This window comes from Streptomyces sp. NPDC056061 (genome assembly GCF_042266885.1).
GTDB lineage: Bacteria > Actinomycetota > Actinomycetes > Streptomycetales > Streptomycetaceae > Streptomyces.
The window spans coordinates 1-13349 of the sequence record NZ_JBHJWQ010000020.1; the positions used below are offsets into that span (position 1 = coordinate 1).

Annotated in this window: 15 protein-coding genes and 1 pseudogene; 7 read left to right on the top strand and 9 right to left on the bottom strand. The window is 70.6% G+C overall.

Translation table 11 applies throughout. From position 1 onward, the window contains the following. The 3 genes and pseudogenes from ACFC79_RS25385 to ACFC79_RS25395 all read right to left on the bottom strand — a co-directional run. Nucleotides 1-81, bottom strand: a pseudogene (locus tag ACFC79_RS25385) (electron transfer flavoprotein subunit beta); the annotation flags it as partial. A gap of 202 nt (nucleotides 82-283) precedes the next feature. Then, nucleotides 284-790, bottom strand: a complete 507-nt coding sequence (locus ACFC79_RS25390) for a flavin reductase family protein (RefSeq protein WP_376244035.1) — start codon at nucleotides 788-790, stop codon at nucleotides 284-286. Between the two features lie 195 nt (nucleotides 791-985). After that, nucleotides 986-1312, bottom strand: a complete 327-nt coding sequence (locus ACFC79_RS25395) for a TlpA family protein disulfide reductase (RefSeq protein ID WP_376244038.1) — start codon at nucleotides 1310-1312, stop codon at nucleotides 986-988. 219 nt (nucleotides 1313-1531) lie between these two features. Between ACFC79_RS25395 and ACFC79_RS25400 the strand changes: the two genes are divergently transcribed. Next, the gene (locus tag ACFC79_RS25400) at nucleotides 1532-2254 is read left to right on the top strand and encodes a lysophospholipid acyltransferase family protein (protein WP_376244041.1); all 723 of its coding nucleotides are present in this window, start codon (nucleotides 1532-1534) and stop codon (nucleotides 2252-2254) included. Nucleotides 2255-2361: 107 nt separating this feature from the next. Here the strand turns inward: ACFC79_RS25400 and ACFC79_RS25405 are convergent, their stop codons facing one another. From ACFC79_RS25405 to ACFC79_RS25420, 4 genes are all read right to left on the bottom strand, one after another. Then, the gene (locus ACFC79_RS25405) at nucleotides 2362-2961 is read right to left on the bottom strand and encodes a transglutaminase domain-containing protein (RefSeq protein WP_376244044.1); all 600 of its coding nucleotides are present in this window, start codon (nucleotides 2959-2961) and stop codon (nucleotides 2362-2364) included. Nucleotides 2962-3042: 81 nt separating this feature from the next. Next, nucleotides 3043-4122: a threonine aldolase family protein gene (locus tag ACFC79_RS25410; protein WP_376244047.1), complete on the bottom strand. Its 1080-nt coding sequence runs from the start codon at nucleotides 4120-4122 to the stop codon at nucleotides 3043-3045. After that, on the bottom strand, nucleotides 4101-4862 hold the full coding sequence (locus ACFC79_RS25415) for an SDR family NAD(P)-dependent oxidoreductase (protein WP_376244395.1): 762 nt from the start codon (nucleotides 4860-4862) through the stop codon (nucleotides 4101-4103). The genes ACFC79_RS25410 and ACFC79_RS25415 overlap by 22 nt, the downstream gene beginning before the upstream one ends. 26 nt (nucleotides 4863-4888) lie before the next feature. Then, entirely contained in the window at nucleotides 4889-6286 is a 1398-nt protein-coding gene (locus ACFC79_RS25420) for a DUF6421 family protein (protein ID WP_376244049.1), read from the bottom strand. Between the two features lie 313 nt (nucleotides 6287-6599). Between ACFC79_RS25420 and ACFC79_RS25425 the strand changes: the two genes are divergently transcribed. Further along, nucleotides 6600-6743 carry a hypothetical protein gene (locus ACFC79_RS25425; protein WP_376244052.1) on the top strand — a complete coding sequence of 48 codons (144 nt, stop codon included), beginning with the start codon at nucleotides 6600-6602 and terminating at the stop codon, nucleotides 6741-6743. Between the two features lie 63 nt (nucleotides 6744-6806). After that, nucleotides 6807-7502, top strand: a complete 696-nt coding sequence (locus ACFC79_RS25430; RefSeq protein WP_376244055.1) for a glycerophosphodiester phosphodiesterase — start codon at nucleotides 6807-6809, stop codon at nucleotides 7500-7502. On the opposite strand, the gene ACFC79_RS25435 is transcribed toward ACFC79_RS25430, so the two are convergent. Continuing rightward, nucleotides 7503-8066, bottom strand: a complete 564-nt coding sequence (locus ACFC79_RS25435) for a GNAT family N-acetyltransferase (protein WP_376244058.1) — start codon at nucleotides 8064-8066, stop codon at nucleotides 7503-7505. 310 nt (nucleotides 8067-8376) lie between these two features. Between ACFC79_RS25435 and ACFC79_RS25440 the strand changes: the two genes are divergently transcribed. Beyond that, nucleotides 8377-8763 carry a VOC family protein gene (locus tag ACFC79_RS25440; protein WP_376244061.1) on the top strand — a complete coding sequence of 129 codons (387 nt, stop codon included), beginning with the start codon at nucleotides 8377-8379 and terminating at the stop codon, nucleotides 8761-8763. A gap of 117 nt (nucleotides 8764-8880) precedes the next feature. Continuing rightward, entirely contained in the window at nucleotides 8881-9411 is a 531-nt protein-coding gene (locus ACFC79_RS25445; RefSeq protein WP_376244064.1) for a hypothetical protein, read from the top strand. A 113-nt stretch (nucleotides 9412-9524) separates the two neighbouring features. Here the strand turns inward: ACFC79_RS25445 and ACFC79_RS25450 are convergent, their stop codons facing one another. Beyond that, a complete protein-coding gene (locus ACFC79_RS25450; protein WP_376244067.1) occupies nucleotides 9525-10943 on the bottom strand; it encodes a PLP-dependent aminotransferase family protein in 1419 nt (472 codons plus the stop codon). A gap of 105 nt (nucleotides 10944-11048) precedes the next feature. Here ACFC79_RS25450 and ACFC79_RS25455 point away from each other — a divergent pair, with 105 nt between their 5' ends. Both ACFC79_RS25455 and ACFC79_RS25460 read left to right on the top strand, forming a co-directional pair. Continuing rightward, nucleotides 11049-12302 (top strand): Tm-1-like ATP-binding domain-containing protein, encoded by a 1254-nt coding sequence (locus tag ACFC79_RS25455; protein WP_376244070.1) that lies wholly within the window; start codon nucleotides 11049-11051, stop codon nucleotides 12300-12302. Between the two features lie 87 nt (nucleotides 12303-12389). After that, on the top strand, nucleotides 12390-13214 hold the full coding sequence (locus tag ACFC79_RS25460) for a phosphoenolpyruvate hydrolase family protein (RefSeq protein ID WP_376244072.1): 825 nt from the start codon (nucleotides 12390-12392) through the stop codon (nucleotides 13212-13214). The last annotated feature ends 135 nt before the right edge of the window (nucleotides 13215-13349 follow it).

A 13349-nucleotide genomic window follows, 5' to 3' on the forward strand; every position in this document is an offset into this window, starting at 1 on the left:
CACCGTCAGATCATCGGCGAAGCGCCGGTCACCCGTGGCATCGGGCACATACTTCACACAGACAACGATCCTCAAGCTCACGCCGGCTCTCCTACTGCATCGTCATTTCCGGGGCTGCCCTGTTGCACGCAGCATAGGCGCCTGATGGGGCGATTTCCGGTCGGGGCGACCCGCGCTCCGACAGAAATATTACTAGCCAGTACACCCAGTGGCCCACCCGTGGGCAAGCGCTCGGAACTGTGATCTGCCCAACGCGCGCCCTCGATATCCCGCAGCGGAGTTCTCAGTCCCGCAGCGCGTTGAAGCGGCCCTGGTGATAGAGGAGCGGGCGCCCGCCGCCCGCCGGGTCCCCGGCCACGGCCTCCGCGATCACGATGCGATGGTCCCCCGCCGGAACACGCGCCACCACTCGGCAGACCAGCCACGCCGACACGCCGTCGAGCACCGGAACCCCCTCGGGCCCACTGCGCCAGGAGGTGGCGGGTCCGAACCGGTCGGCACCGCTGCGGGCGAACGTGGCGGCCAGCTCCCGCTGGTGCTCACCGAGTATGTGGACGCCTATGTGCTCCGCCTCGGCGATGACCGGCCAGCTGGAGGAGGCGGTGCCCACGCCGAAGGAGACGAGCGGGGGTTCGGCCGCGACGGAATTGAGGGAGGTGGCGGTGAAGCCGACGGGCCGGTCGCCCGTGGCGGTGATCACCGCCACGCCTGCGGCGTGCTGCCGGAAGACCGAGCGGAAGAGCTCGGGAGAGACCGTACGAGCGATGCCGAGCCCGGGCGATGCCGTCATGGGAATGTCCTTCTGCGCGAGGAATACAGGGGCTGTGGGTGCTCAGGCACCCGGACAGCGCGCACTCGCGTTGCGGGCGAGGTCCACATGGACCCGGCCGTGGAGAAGGAGTTCCGGCGGCATGCCGTCAGACTGACGATACGTGGTGGGTGCGGTCAAGGTCGGACCGCAATGTGGGAGATGCGTCACGGTCCGTCACATCGCCCGGCCCAGCGCGGCGACGACATCGGCGGTGCGCGGCTGTCCGACGGCGCGGCGGACGATCCGGCCGTCCGCGTCGAGGACCAGCACCGTCGGCGTACGGCTGATCTCCAGCTCGCGCACGAGAGTGAGATGTGCCTCGGCGTCGATCTCGACGTGGGCGACGCCCTCCACCATCCGCGCCACCTCCGCGAGCACGCGACGGGTGGCACGGCAGGGCTGGCAGAACGCGCTGGAGAACTGCACCAGGGTCGCCCTCTCCCCCAATTCCGCGCCGAGTTGGACGGCGTCCAACACGTTCCCTCGTATCCGCCCGTCCACGCTCGCCCTCCCGTCGGAACTCCCCCGGAAGTCAGCACCGCCGGACACCTGGGCATTCCCGGACCCATCGCACGTGACGAGAATCTCGCGCCCCACGCCCTCCGGGACTGGCCACCGCGTCGCGCATGGGGCACGATCGGCCCGATGCCGAAAACCTACGGCTGCGTAACTTCCGCCGGGAGACCCCTCCCCAGGCGCTGAAGAAGGGGCTCCCCTCAGATGGCAGAACTCGTCTATCGACCGGTCATCGGCGCCGCTCGCACGTTTTTCAAGGCGCTGGACCTGAAGATCGACGCTCGGGGTTCGGAGCACATCCCGAAGACCGGTGGCGCGGTCCTGGTCAGCAATCACATCAGCTACCTGGACTTCGTCTTTACCGGTCTCGCCGCGCTGCCGCAGAAGCGGCTGGTCCGCTTCATGGCGAAGGAGTCGGTCTTCCGCCACAAGATCTCCGGGCCGCTGATGCGCGGGATGAAGCACATTCCCGTCGACCGCAAGCAGGGCGAGGACGCCTACGCGCACGCGCTCGCGTCATTGCGCTCCGGCGAGATCGTCGGGGTCTTCCCCGAGGCCACCATCTCGGAGTCGTTCACGCTGAAGAGCTTCAAATCGGGAGCGGCCCGGCTGGCCCAGGAGGCCGGAGTACCGCTGATCCCGACAGCGGTGTGGGGAACGCAGCGGTTGTGGACCAAGGGCAGGCCGCGCAATTTCAAGCGCAACCACCTGCCCGTGACGATCCGGGTGGGCGAGGCGGTCGAGGCACCTGCCGACCAGTACGCGGGCGCCATCACCCGACGGCTGCGGGAACGGGTGCAGGAACTGCTCGAAGCGGCCCAGCGCGCCTACCCCGTGCGCCCGAAGGACGCGGGCGACACCTGGTGGGTGCCCACGCATCTCGGGGGTACGGCCCCGACGCCGGCCGAGGTGCGCGCCAGGGGCTGAGGCAACCGGTCCGCGGGCACAGCTGAAACGTCACTCCGGGTGCCGACGGTGCTCTTCGCCCCGGAGTCCGGTTCCGTGCGGGCCGTCGGCCGCCCCCGCCCGGGACATCAGAGCTCCATGGGAAGCGTGCGCCACAGTTCCGCGCGGTCGGCGGCGGCCCGCAGGCCCCTCAGCACCGCCGGATGCGGTGCCGCGTGGAGCACCGGACAGTCCGCCTCACCGCGCTCGGGCCGGACGGGCCAGGCAAGACGCTCGCCGTCGAGCGAGAAGTGGGCATCGACCCCGGGTTTGTTGCCGCGGGGGTCCTGGCGGTCCCAGCGATCACGGCCGGGCATCCGGACCGCGACGAGGCCGTGCACGGGCCCGGGCTCCCCGTCGTCCCCGACGAGCTTCTGGTAGCAGAAGGCGGTCGGGTTGCCGGCTGCCCGAAGGAGTGCGGCCAGAGCGTGGGACTTGGCGTGGCAGATGCGGTTGCGCGTCGCGAGGACGTCTGAGGCGCGCCAGGAAACCCGGACATCGCCGGAGTCGGCCAAGTGCGGGATGGCGTCCCGCACGAAGCCGTAGGCGGCAGCCGCGTATGCATATGCATCGACGGCACCTTCTTGAAGACGGGCTGCCGTCTCCCGGACACGTGCGTGCTCGTGGTCGACGACGTCATCGGCGGCGAGATAGGCGGACAGTTCCGGGACTTCCTGGATCAGCTCCATGGCAGCCGACCCTAGGTATGCAACCGACCGGAGTCAATGATTTTCCGATCAGCCGCATACCCATTCATCCCTCGAATCGGGCTACCCGGCCATCTCTTCCTTCAGCGCCAGGACGAACGCGTCGACGTCGTCCTCGGTCGTGTCGAAGGAGCACATCCAGCGGACGTCGCCGGCCGCCTCGTCCCAGAAGTAGAAGCGGAAGCGCTTCTGCAACCGTTCGCTCACCTCGTGCGGCAGCCGGGCGAAAACGGCGTTGGCCTGGACCGGGTGGAGGATTTCCACGCCGTCCACCGTCCGCACGCCCTCCGCGAGCCGCCGGGCCATGCTGTTGGCGTGCCGTGCGTTGCGCAGCCACAGGTCCCCGGCGAGCAGCGCCTCCAGTTGCACCGAGACGAAACGCATCTTGGAGGCGAGCTGCATCGACAACTTGCGCAGGTGCTTCATGGCACGGACCGCGTCCGGGTTCAGCACTACCACGGCCTCGCCGAAGATCGCACCGTTCTTGGTGCCGCCGAAGGAGAGGACGTCGACGCCGACGGTGTTGGTGAAGGTGCGCATCGGCACGTCCAAAGACGCCGCGGCGTTGGCTATCCGGGCACCGTCCAGGTGGACCTTCATGCCGTGGCCATGGGCGTGATCGCAGATGGCGCGAATCTCGTCGGGGGTGTAGACGGTGCCCAGCTCGGTGTTCTGGGTGATCGAGACGACCTGCGGCATGGCCCGGTGCTCGTCGTCCCAGCCGTACGCCTGCCGGTCGATGAGCTCGGGCGTGAGCTTGCCGTCCGGGGTGGGCACGGTGAGCAGCTTGAGTCCGCCCACCCGCTCCGGGGCACCGCCCTCGTCCACGTTGATGTGGGCGGTCTCGGCACAGATCACCGCGCCCCAGCGGTCGGCCATCGCCTGGAGGGAGACGACGTTCGCGCCCGTCCCGTTGAAGACCGGAAATGCCTCGGCGGTGGGACCGAAGTGGCTGTGCATGACGCGCTGGAGGTGCCCGGTGTACTCGTCCTCGCCGTAGGCGATCTGGTGACCGCCGTTGGCGAGGGCGATGGCCGCGAGGATCTCCGGGTGCGTGCCCGCATAGTTGTCACTGGCGAAGCCGCGTACCCGCGGATCGTGGTGACGTCGCGCGTCGGTCCTTACGGTTGCGGGGTCAGCCACAGGCGCTTTCCGTTCACTTCCGGGGCGGGCCGGTCCCAGACGCCGACGATGGCGTCCGCCAGGTCCTTGACGTCGGTGAAGCCCGCGAATTTCGCATTCGGGCGCTCGGCGCGCATCGCGTCGTGCACCAGTGCCTTGACGACCAGGATGGCAGCCGCGGTCCTGGGGCCCTCCTCGCCCCCCGCCTTGCGGAAGGCGTCCGCGAGGGCCAGCGTCCACGCCTCGGCCGCCGCCTTGGACGCGGAGTAGGCGGCGTTTCCGGCGGTGGGCTTGCTCGCGCCGGCAGCGCTGATCAGCACGTAGCGCCCCCGATCGCTGCGCTGCAAGCCTGCCTGGAAGGCCAGCGAGGTGTGCTGGACCGTGCGGATCAGCAGCTTCTCCAGCAGGTTCCAGTCGGCGAGGTCGGTCTCGGCGAAGCCGGCACTGCCGCGCCAGCCGCCGACGAGGTGGACCAGGCCGTCGATCCGGCCGAATTCCTTCTCCGTCTTCTCCGCCCAGTCGCGGGTCGCCGCGAGGTCGAGCAGATCCACCGTGTCGCCGGTGACGGTGGCTCCGCCGTGGGCGTAGCGCGCGGCGTCGACCGCCTCCGCCAGGCGGGCGGCATCCGCATCGGAGGCGACGACGGTCGCTCCGGCCTCCGCCAGCCGCAGCAGCGCGGCCCGGCCGGCCGGGCCCGCGGCCCCTGCCACCGCGACCACGGCACCTTCGAGGGCACCGCTCCTGTTGCCGTTTCCGTTCATGGCCACCGCCTCCTCGTGCCCGGCGCTCACGCGGCTGCCTGCTCTGCGTCCGCGGCGGTGATCCCCTTGGTCGAGGCGATCACGTTCTTCAGCTTCTTGGAGAGCGCCTCATAGAACATGCTCAGGGGAAACTCGTCCGGAAGCACATCGTCGACGAGCTTACGCGGCGGCTGCGAGAGATCCAGTGCTTCCGGACCCTTCGCCCAGCGCGAGCCCGGGTGCGGGGCGAGGTAGGTGGAGACCAGCTCGTACGCGGCGAACCAGTGCACGAGCTTGGGCCGGTCGATGCCGTCGCGGTAGAGCGTCTCGATCTCGGCGCAGAGCTGGTTGGTGACCTGCGGGGCACGGTCCCAGTCGATCCGCAGCGTGTTGTCCGTCCAGCGGACCACGTCGTGCTTGTGGAGGTAGGCGAACAGCAGCTGCCCGCCCAGGCCGTCGTAGTTGCGGACGCGCTCCCCGGTGACGGGGAAGCGGAACATCCGGTCGAACAGCACGGCGTACTGCACGTCGCGGCCCTGCGGGAAGCCGTCGGCCTCCAGCTTCACGGCCTCCTTGAAGGCGGTGAGGTCGCAGCGCAGCTCCTCCAGCCCGTACATCCAGAACGGCTGCCGCTGCTTGATCATGAAGGGGTCGAAGGGCAGGTCCCCGTGGCTGTGCGTCCGGTCGTGGATCATGTCCCAGAGCACGAATGCCTGCTCGCAGCGCTGCTGGTCGGCGACCATCTCACGGATGCTGTCGGGCAGCTCGACACCGAGGATCCCGACGGCCGCGTCGGTGACGCGGCGGAACCGGGCGGCCTCGCGGTCGCAGAAGATGCCGCCCCAGCTGAAGCGCTCGGGCGCCTCGCGCACGGCGACGGTCTCCGGGAAGAGCACCGCGGAGTTGGTGTCGTAACCGGCCGTGAAGTCCTCGAAGGTGATGCCGCAGAAGAGCGGGTTGTCGTAGCGCGTGGCTTCGAGATCGGCCAGCCACTCGGGCCAGACCATCCGGAGCACGACTGCTTCGAGATTGCGGTCCGGGTTTCCGTTCTGCGTGTACATGGAGAAGACGACGAGGTGCTGCATCCCGTCGGCACGGTCCCTGGCCGGCTGGAAGGCGAGCAGCGAGTCGAGGAAGTCCGGTATGCCGAAACCGTCCCCGGCCCAGCGGCGCAGGTCCGCGACGAGCGCACGGTGGTAGGCGGCGTCGTGCGGGAGCAGCGGGGAGAGCTCCTCGATCGCGGCGACCACGCGGTTCAGCGTGGCCTCGACGATGGCGGCAGACGGCGCGCCGTCGGCGTCGAAGTCGATGGAGCCGTCCTTCGACTGCCAGGGACGGATCTCCTCCACGGCATTCTTGAGCAGCGGCCATGCCGGGTGGTCGACCACCCGCCGGGCCGTAGCCATGTCGCCTGCGGCAACGTCGTGCACAAGAATTTCCGTCATAACACTTCCTCCACAGGAGAACCTTCCGTCAAATAACCGTATCCATGCTCGGTTCCTCCAGACAAGTGGGTCTCAGTAAATTATCCTGCGCCACCTCAAGGAGACCGTGATTCTTCCTGCATGAAACCGTGATGACAGCCACTTCCGTCAGCTGGCGTGAGTGCGGCGCTCGGCGGCCACGGAGTTCGCACGCGCGAGCGGCAACCCGCGCGCACGGCTCGCCCACCCATGGGTGAGAGGTCTCGCGGGCGCGGATGCCCGCCGGTAGGACGGACCGTGTCCGCCCTCCGTCCCACCTCGGGAGATCCGCCGCGTGAGTATGCGCGCCGTTCTTGTCGCCGCTGTCGTCACCGGGTTCCTGCTCGGCGCCGCCCAGGTCCGCGGACACGCCCACGCGGCCGTGCCCGCGGACGGCCGGTCCCCCGCGTCGGCCGGCCGGACCGCCGGGGCTCCGTGATGGCGCGGCGCCTCATGGGTAGGAGGCGCCCAGGGGGAACACCGCCGACGAAAGCGAGTCGCCTTGTCTTTTCTCACCATCGGTCATCGCGGAGTGATGGGTGTCGAACCGGAGAACACCCTGCGGTCGTTCGTCCACGCGGAACGGGTCGGGATGGACATGGTCGAACTGGACCTCCATCTGAGCAAGGACGGCGCGCTGGTCGTCATGCACGACGCCGACGTGGACCGCACGACGGACGGCAGCGGCCCGATCGCCGAGAAGACCCTCGCGGAGCTGCATGAGCTCGACGCCGGCCGGGGCGAGCGGGTCCCGGTCTTCGAGGAGGTCCTCGACGCCGTGCGGTCCCCCGTGCAGGCGGAGATCAAGGATGCGGCCGCCGCCCGCGCGCTGGCGGACGTGATGCTGCGGCGCGGCCTCGTCGGGCGGGTCGAGGTGTCGTCGTTCCACGACGAGGCGGTTGCCGAGATCGCACGGCTGGTGCCGGACGTACGGACCGTGCTCATCGCGAGTCGCTGGCGGACCGACGTGGTGGACCGGGCGAAGGCAGTGGGCGCGGCGACGCTGGCGCTGAACATCCGCCGCCTCACCCTGGAGGTGGTCGAGCAGGCACACGCCGAGGGCCTGAAGGTCATCGGCTGGGTGGTGAACACCCCGGACCATCTGCGGCTGGCGCACGCGCTGCGGCTGGACGGCGCCACCACGGACCACCCGGAGATCCGCCGCGCCGGCCGGACCCCGGTCCGGCCGGACTCCTGATCAACGCTCCGACGCGACCAGGTCCTTGACCAGGAGTTCGAACACGAGGCCGTCGCGCTGGGGGATACCGAAGCGCTCGTCGCCGTACGGGAAGGGACTGAGCTTCCCCGTACGGCGATAGCCGCGCCGCTCGTACCAGGCAACGAGCTCCTCCCGTACGGAGATCACGGTCATATGCATCTCCGTCACCCCCCAGCCCTCCCGGACGCTGCGCTCGGCCTCGGCGATGACCACCTTGCCCAGACCGGCGCCCTGCAGTGCGGGGCGGACCGCGAACATCCCGAAGTAGGCCGCGTCACCACGGTGTTCCAGCTGGCAGCAGGCGACGAGGGCACCGTCGCGCTCCACCAGGAGCAGACGGCTGCCGGGGGCCTCGACGACCTGACGGACGCCCTCCGGATCGGTTCGCTGCCCCTCCAGGATGTCCGCCTCGGTGGTCCATCCGGCGCGACTGGAGTCGCCGCGGTACGCCGACTCGATCAGCTGGACGAGGGCGGGCACATCGGCGTCGACCGCGTCGCGGAACGTCAGCCGCCCCGATTCCCGGGCAGGGGCTATGTCCATGGCGTTGGCTCTCCGTCTCTGCGCTGTGGCCGTGCCGCAGCAGCGTATCCCGGGCGTCGCCACGCCGGATCGCGCCCTCGAACAGCCGCTGCGGGACAATCCTCGCGTTCCCGCCCGTGACGGGCGGCGACATCGCGGCACTCGGCGACTGCACCTCGAAAGCGCGAGCCCCGGACACCACCGCTCGCTCCGCCGCCCGCGACGGGGGAAGTCATGACGGCCCGGGGAGCAACAGGGAACGGATCGGCGAGCGACGCGCCCCATTTCCCACCAGGCCACCATTGCCCACCAGGTCGTTAGAGTCCCGCTCATGGTTCACGTACTGAGCAGCCGGATCCTGTTGCGCCCGACCGATCCCGATCGGTCACGGACCTTCTACGGCGACTCCTTGGGACTTCCCGTCTACCGGGAGTTCGGGACCGGGCCCGAACGGGGCACGGTCTATTTCCTCGGCGGCGGCTTCCTGGAGGTCTCCGGGCGGGCGGCCGAGCCGCCGGTACCCGGTCTCGCGCTGTGGCTGCAGGTCGCGGACGTCCGGGCGGCGCACGAGGAACTGTCGGCCCGTGGGGTGGAGGTGTCGAGGCCGCCGTTGCGCGAGCCATGGGGACTCGTCGAAATGTGGATCCGCGATCCGGACGGACACCGGATCGTCGTGGTGGAGGTGCCGGAGGACCATCCCCTGCGCCACCGCGCCTGAGAGGACCTGCCCGACCCCTTCGCCACGCACCGGACGGAGGCCCGTCGTCACACATTGGCATATGCCAATCGACAACCATGGTTACCAAATGAGGCGGCGACAACTACAGTTGTCATCATGGTGAACGGTGAGATCACGAACACGGAAATCCGGTCCCTCGACAAGGCCCTCCTCGACGCACTCACGCCTCTGGTGTCGGCGATGCGTGCCGAGGAGACGGGGCTCTCCGCGGACCGCATGTGGGATGCGGACCCCGTGGAAGTGACGTTGTCCGTCGTCGCCGCCTGGAAAGTGGTGGCCTCGGCGGTCGAGCGGTTGACGGCCGATTCCGCACGGACGGCCGGCTCCTACGGCGCGAGCTACGAGCAGTTGGGGGCCGCCTGGGGCATCACCCGGCAGGGGGCGCGCAAGAAGTGGCCGGACGCGGTAAGGAGACCGACCACGGGCAAGGAACCCAGCACCCTCGAACTGTTCGGCGGGACAGCCGAGTTGTCCTGGGAGCCGGTCCCCGGCGGCTGGCGGTGGACCGGGCACGGGGCCGACGGGATACCCGGCGGGACCGAGGGCTCACTCCGACTCGGCACGAAGGAGGAGGCCGCCGCCCATGCCGGCGCCTTCCTCAAGGAGCATGCCGTCGAGCAGGGGTAGGCGTTCGGTCCGCAATGCTCCGATGCCCTCGCCCCGTCGCGGTCCGGATCGTGCGCCCGTCCCGCATGCCACGGGTCACCGGGCCGGGGGGCAGCGTCGCGCGGGGCGCGGGATCAGTGCGGGGCGCGGCTTCGTTCGGCGCAGTCGACGAGCACGGGCAGGGCCTTCTCCAGGCGGCCGTCGTGATCGGCGAAAGGGAGGCGGAGGTGGTGCCGGAAACCGTCCACGGCGGAGAACGCGGGTCCGGGAACGACGAGCACGCCCGCGCGACGGGCCAGCTGGGCGGTGGCCTCGGCATCGGCACCGGGCATCTCCACCCAGAGCGCGGAACCTCCGGCGGGCCGTTCCCACCGCCATCCGGTCGGCCGTGCGCGCAGAAGCCGTTCGGTCTCCGTGAGGCGCTCGCGCAGCCGGGACCGGCGGCGGGCGCGGGCCTCGGGCAGTTGCTGGAGCAGTTTCACGGCCAGCATCTGCTCGACGACCGGGCAGGACAGGTCGACGGACCTCTTGATGTCGGCAAGTCGGCGGATGACCGTGGTGGAGGCACGGATCCAGCCCAGCCGCAGGCCGCCCCAGAAGAGCTTGGACAGGGTGCCGACGGTGGCGGCGCCGGCGGCGGGCAGCCGGGCGGCCAGCGAGACCGGTGCCTCGTCGTGGTCCAGTGACAGTTCCGCGTAGGCGTTGTCCTCGACGGTGTACAGGCCCTGCTCGGCGAGTACGGTCGCCCAGGCCCGGCGGGTGCGTTCGTCCATGCTGCGTCCGGTGGGGTTGTGGACGGACGGTTGCAGGTAGACGAGGCGGGGGCGGATGTGCCCGGCCAGCCGGGCCAGGGCGGCGGCGCTCTCGCCGTGGGCGGTGTCGGCCGTCAGCGGGACGAGGCGGGCGCCGCGGGCTCGCAGCGCCTCCAGCGCGCCCCGGTAGGTCGGGTCCTCCACGATCACGGTGTCGCCGGGCTCGATCAGTCCCTGCGTGATCAGCCAGACGGCCTGCTGGGAACCCGCGGTGACCAGAATCTGTTCCGGTGAGGTCGGCAGGCCGGCCGCGCGGTGGTATTCGGCGACGGCCTCGCGCAGTGCGGGCAGGCCGTACGGCTGGTACCCGTCGTCGGCCAGGGCCGGGGCAAGATCTCGGGCGGTCAGCGAGCCGACCGCCGCCGCGACCGACGGCAGGCCGTCCAGCGCGCCGCTGGACAGATCGATGACCCCGTCCCTGGTCCCGAAACTGGCCAGGCGGCCCTCGGTCGCCGGTTCCCCCATGCCTCCCGATCTCCGCAGCCGGGAACCGCTGCCCTGCCGGCTCTCCAGCCATCCATCGGCCTCCAGCAGCCCGTACGCGGCCGTCACTGTGGAGCGGCTGACGCCCAGCGCCGTCGCGAGGGCACGCTGGGAGGGCAGCACGGTGCCCGGCGCGACGTCCCCGCACCGGGCCAGCTCGCGCAGTGCCTGGGCGAGAAGCTGCGGCAGCGCCTCCGCGCCGCCCTTGGACCACCCGGTCAGCAGGCGCGACAGACGAGTGGGAGGAATGCGGTCCATGCCCCCATCATCACCCGCCACAGGCCAATTGCCGCCAAGTGGCCTTTGCCGCCCCCGGACCCCGGGCACATGATCGGGAGAAGGCCATTGCAAAGGAGCAAGAACATGGCGACGGTGGTACTCGTCGGGACACTCGACACCAAGGGGGCGGAGTACGCGTGGCTGTCCGCCCGGCTGCGCGAGGCGGGATGCGAGGTCGTACTCGTCGACGCGGGTGTGCTGCCGCCGCCGCAGGGCAGTCCCACCGGTGACGTCGATGCCGCCGCCGTCGCGCGGCGGGCCGGGCACGATCTGGACGCACTGCGCGCCGCCGGGGACCGCGGCGCCGCCGTGACCGCCATGGCCGAAGGGGCGGAGCTGGTCGTCGGGGATCTGCACCGGGAGGGCCGGCTGCACGCGGTCCTCGCGGTGGCGGGCAGCGGAGGGTCCTTCATCGCCGCCCGCGCCATGCAGGCCCTGCCCGTCGGCGTTCCGAAACTGCTGGTATCCACCATGGCGAGCGGGGACGTCTCGCCGTACGTGGGCAGCAGCGACATCACGATGATGTACAGCGTGGTGGACGTCGCGGGCATCAACTCGGTGTCGTCCCTGATCCTGGGGAACGCGGTGGCGGCGGCCGTCGGCATGGCCGCCCACCACGAGCGGAGCACGAGCAGTCCGCATCCGCAGGGGCGGCCGCTGATCGGGGCCAGCATGTTCGGCGTGACCACGCCCGCGGTCGACGCCGCCCGTCGGCGCCTGGACGAACTGGGCTACGAGGTCCTGGTCTTCCACGCCACGGGAGCGGGGGGACGAGCCCTGGAGAGGCTCGCCGCCGGCGGGTTCCTCGCAGGCGTCCTGGACCTGACCACCACCGAACTCGCGGACGAACTGGTCGGCGGCGTGCTGAGCGCCGGTCCGGATCGGCTGACCGCGGCCGGCTCGGCGGGGCTGCCGCAGGTCGTCGCCCCGGGAGCCCTGGACATGGTCAACTTCGGTGCCCGGGAGACGGTTCCGGAACGCTTCGCCGACCGCCATCTGCTCGTGCACAACCCCACCGTCACCCTGATGCGCACCACGGCCGACGAGATGACGGAGCTCGGCGCCCTCATGGGCCGGAAGCTGGCCGCGGCGCGCGGCCCCGCAGCGGTCCTGTGGCCGCTCGGAGGCGTCTCCGCCGTGGACGCACCCGGCGGCCCGTTCCAGGACCCCGAGGCCGACGCGGCCGGGCTGGCCGCGCTGCGCGGGACGCTGGAGGGCGGCGCGGTGGAACTGCGCGAGGTCGACGCGCATCTGAACGACCCGGCCTTCGCCGTGGCCGCCGCCGACCTTCTCCACCGGCTGATCGGCGACCGCGGGCGCGCCCACCCGAACACCTGATCCTCGACACCGCACGGCACGGGCACCCGGTCCCTACGGCCGTCCGTGCTCCCCCACCACACCATTCCGATCGAACGGGAGCCTTCCGTGAACCGCAACCAAGCCCTGGCACGCCTCACCGAACAGGTACGTGCCGGCAAGGCCGTCATCGGCGCAGGCGCGGGCACCGGCCTGTCCGCCAAGTGCGCGGAGGCCGGTGGCGTCGACCTGCTGATCATTTACAACTCCGGGCGCTACCGGATGGCCGGCCGCGGCTCGCTGGCGGGTCTGCTGCCCTACGGCGACGCCAACGCCATCGTGCTGGACATGGCCGGAGAGGTCCTCCCCGTGGTGCGGGACGTCCCGGTGCTCGCCGGGGTGTGCGGCACCGACCCGTTCCGGATCATGGGCAACTTCCTCGACCAGTTGAAGGCCGTCGGCTTCACCGGGGTGCAGAACTTCCCGACGGTCGGTCTGTACGACGGGAAGTTCCGCGAGAACCTGGAGGAGACCGGGATGGGCTTCGGCCTGGAGGTCGACATGATCCGCCAGGCCCACGAGCGAGACCTGCTGACCGCGCCCTACGTCTTCGATCCCGCGCAGGCCGCCGACATGGCGCGGGCCGGTGCGGACGTCCTCGTGCCGCACGTCGGGCTGACCACCAAGGGGTCCATCGGCGCCGCCACCGCGCTCACCCTCGATCAGGCGGCGACGGCGGTGCAGGAGATGCACGACGCCGCCAAGCGCGTCAATCCCGACATCATCGTGCTCTGCCACGGCGGGCCCATCGCCGAGCCCGAGGACGCCCGCTACGTCCTGGAGCACACCACCGGAATCGCCGGGTTCTTCGGCGCCTCCTCGATGGAGCGGCTCCCCACCGAGCGCGCCATCACCGAGCAGGCCCGCGCCTTCAAGGCCCTCACGACCGGCTGACCGAAGCGGGGCGGCACGTCCCCGAGCCGGAACCGGTGGAGCGCGCGGCGGGAAACACCCCGTCCGCGCGCTCCCCGTTTGCCCCAATGCGCCGCGTACGCGTGTGCGTGCCCGGGCATCGACCCGGGAGACGAC

Bases quoted from the DNA above. Each gene is read 5' to 3' on its own strand.
- ACFC79_RS25390 (WP_376244035.1), bottom strand. From the start codon at position 790: ATGACGGCATCGCCCGGGCTCGGCATCGCTCGTACGGTCTCTCCCGAG.
- ACFC79_RS25400 (WP_376244041.1), top strand. From the start codon at position 1,532: ATGGCAGAACTCGTCTATCGACCGGTCATCGGCGCCGCTCGCACGTTT.
- ACFC79_RS25405 (WP_376244044.1), bottom strand. From the start codon at position 2,961: ATGGAGCTGATCCAGGAAGTCCCGGAACTGTCCGCCTATCTCGCCGCC.
- ACFC79_RS25415 (WP_376244395.1), bottom strand. From the start codon at position 4,862: ATGAACGGAAACGGCAACAGGAGCGGTGCCCTCGAAGGTGCCGTGGTC.
- ACFC79_RS25420 (WP_376244049.1), bottom strand. From the start codon at position 6,286: ATGACGGAAATTCTTGTGCACGACGTTGCCGCAGGCGACATGGCTACG.
- ACFC79_RS25435 (WP_376244058.1), bottom strand. From the start codon at position 8,066: ATGGACATAGCCCCTGCCCGGGAATCGGGGCGGCTGACGTTCCGCGAC.
- ACFC79_RS25440 (WP_376244061.1), top strand. From the start codon at position 8,377: ATGGTTCACGTACTGAGCAGCCGGATCCTGTTGCGCCCGACCGATCCC.
- ACFC79_RS25445 (WP_376244064.1), top strand. From the start codon at position 8,881: ATGGTGAACGGTGAGATCACGAACACGGAAATCCGGTCCCTCGACAAG.
- ACFC79_RS25450 (WP_376244067.1), bottom strand. From the start codon at position 10,943: ATGGACCGCATTCCTCCCACTCGTCTGTCGCGCCTGCTGACCGGGTGG.
- ACFC79_RS25455 (WP_376244070.1), top strand. From the start codon at position 11,049: ATGGCGACGGTGGTACTCGTCGGGACACTCGACACCAAGGGGGCGGAG.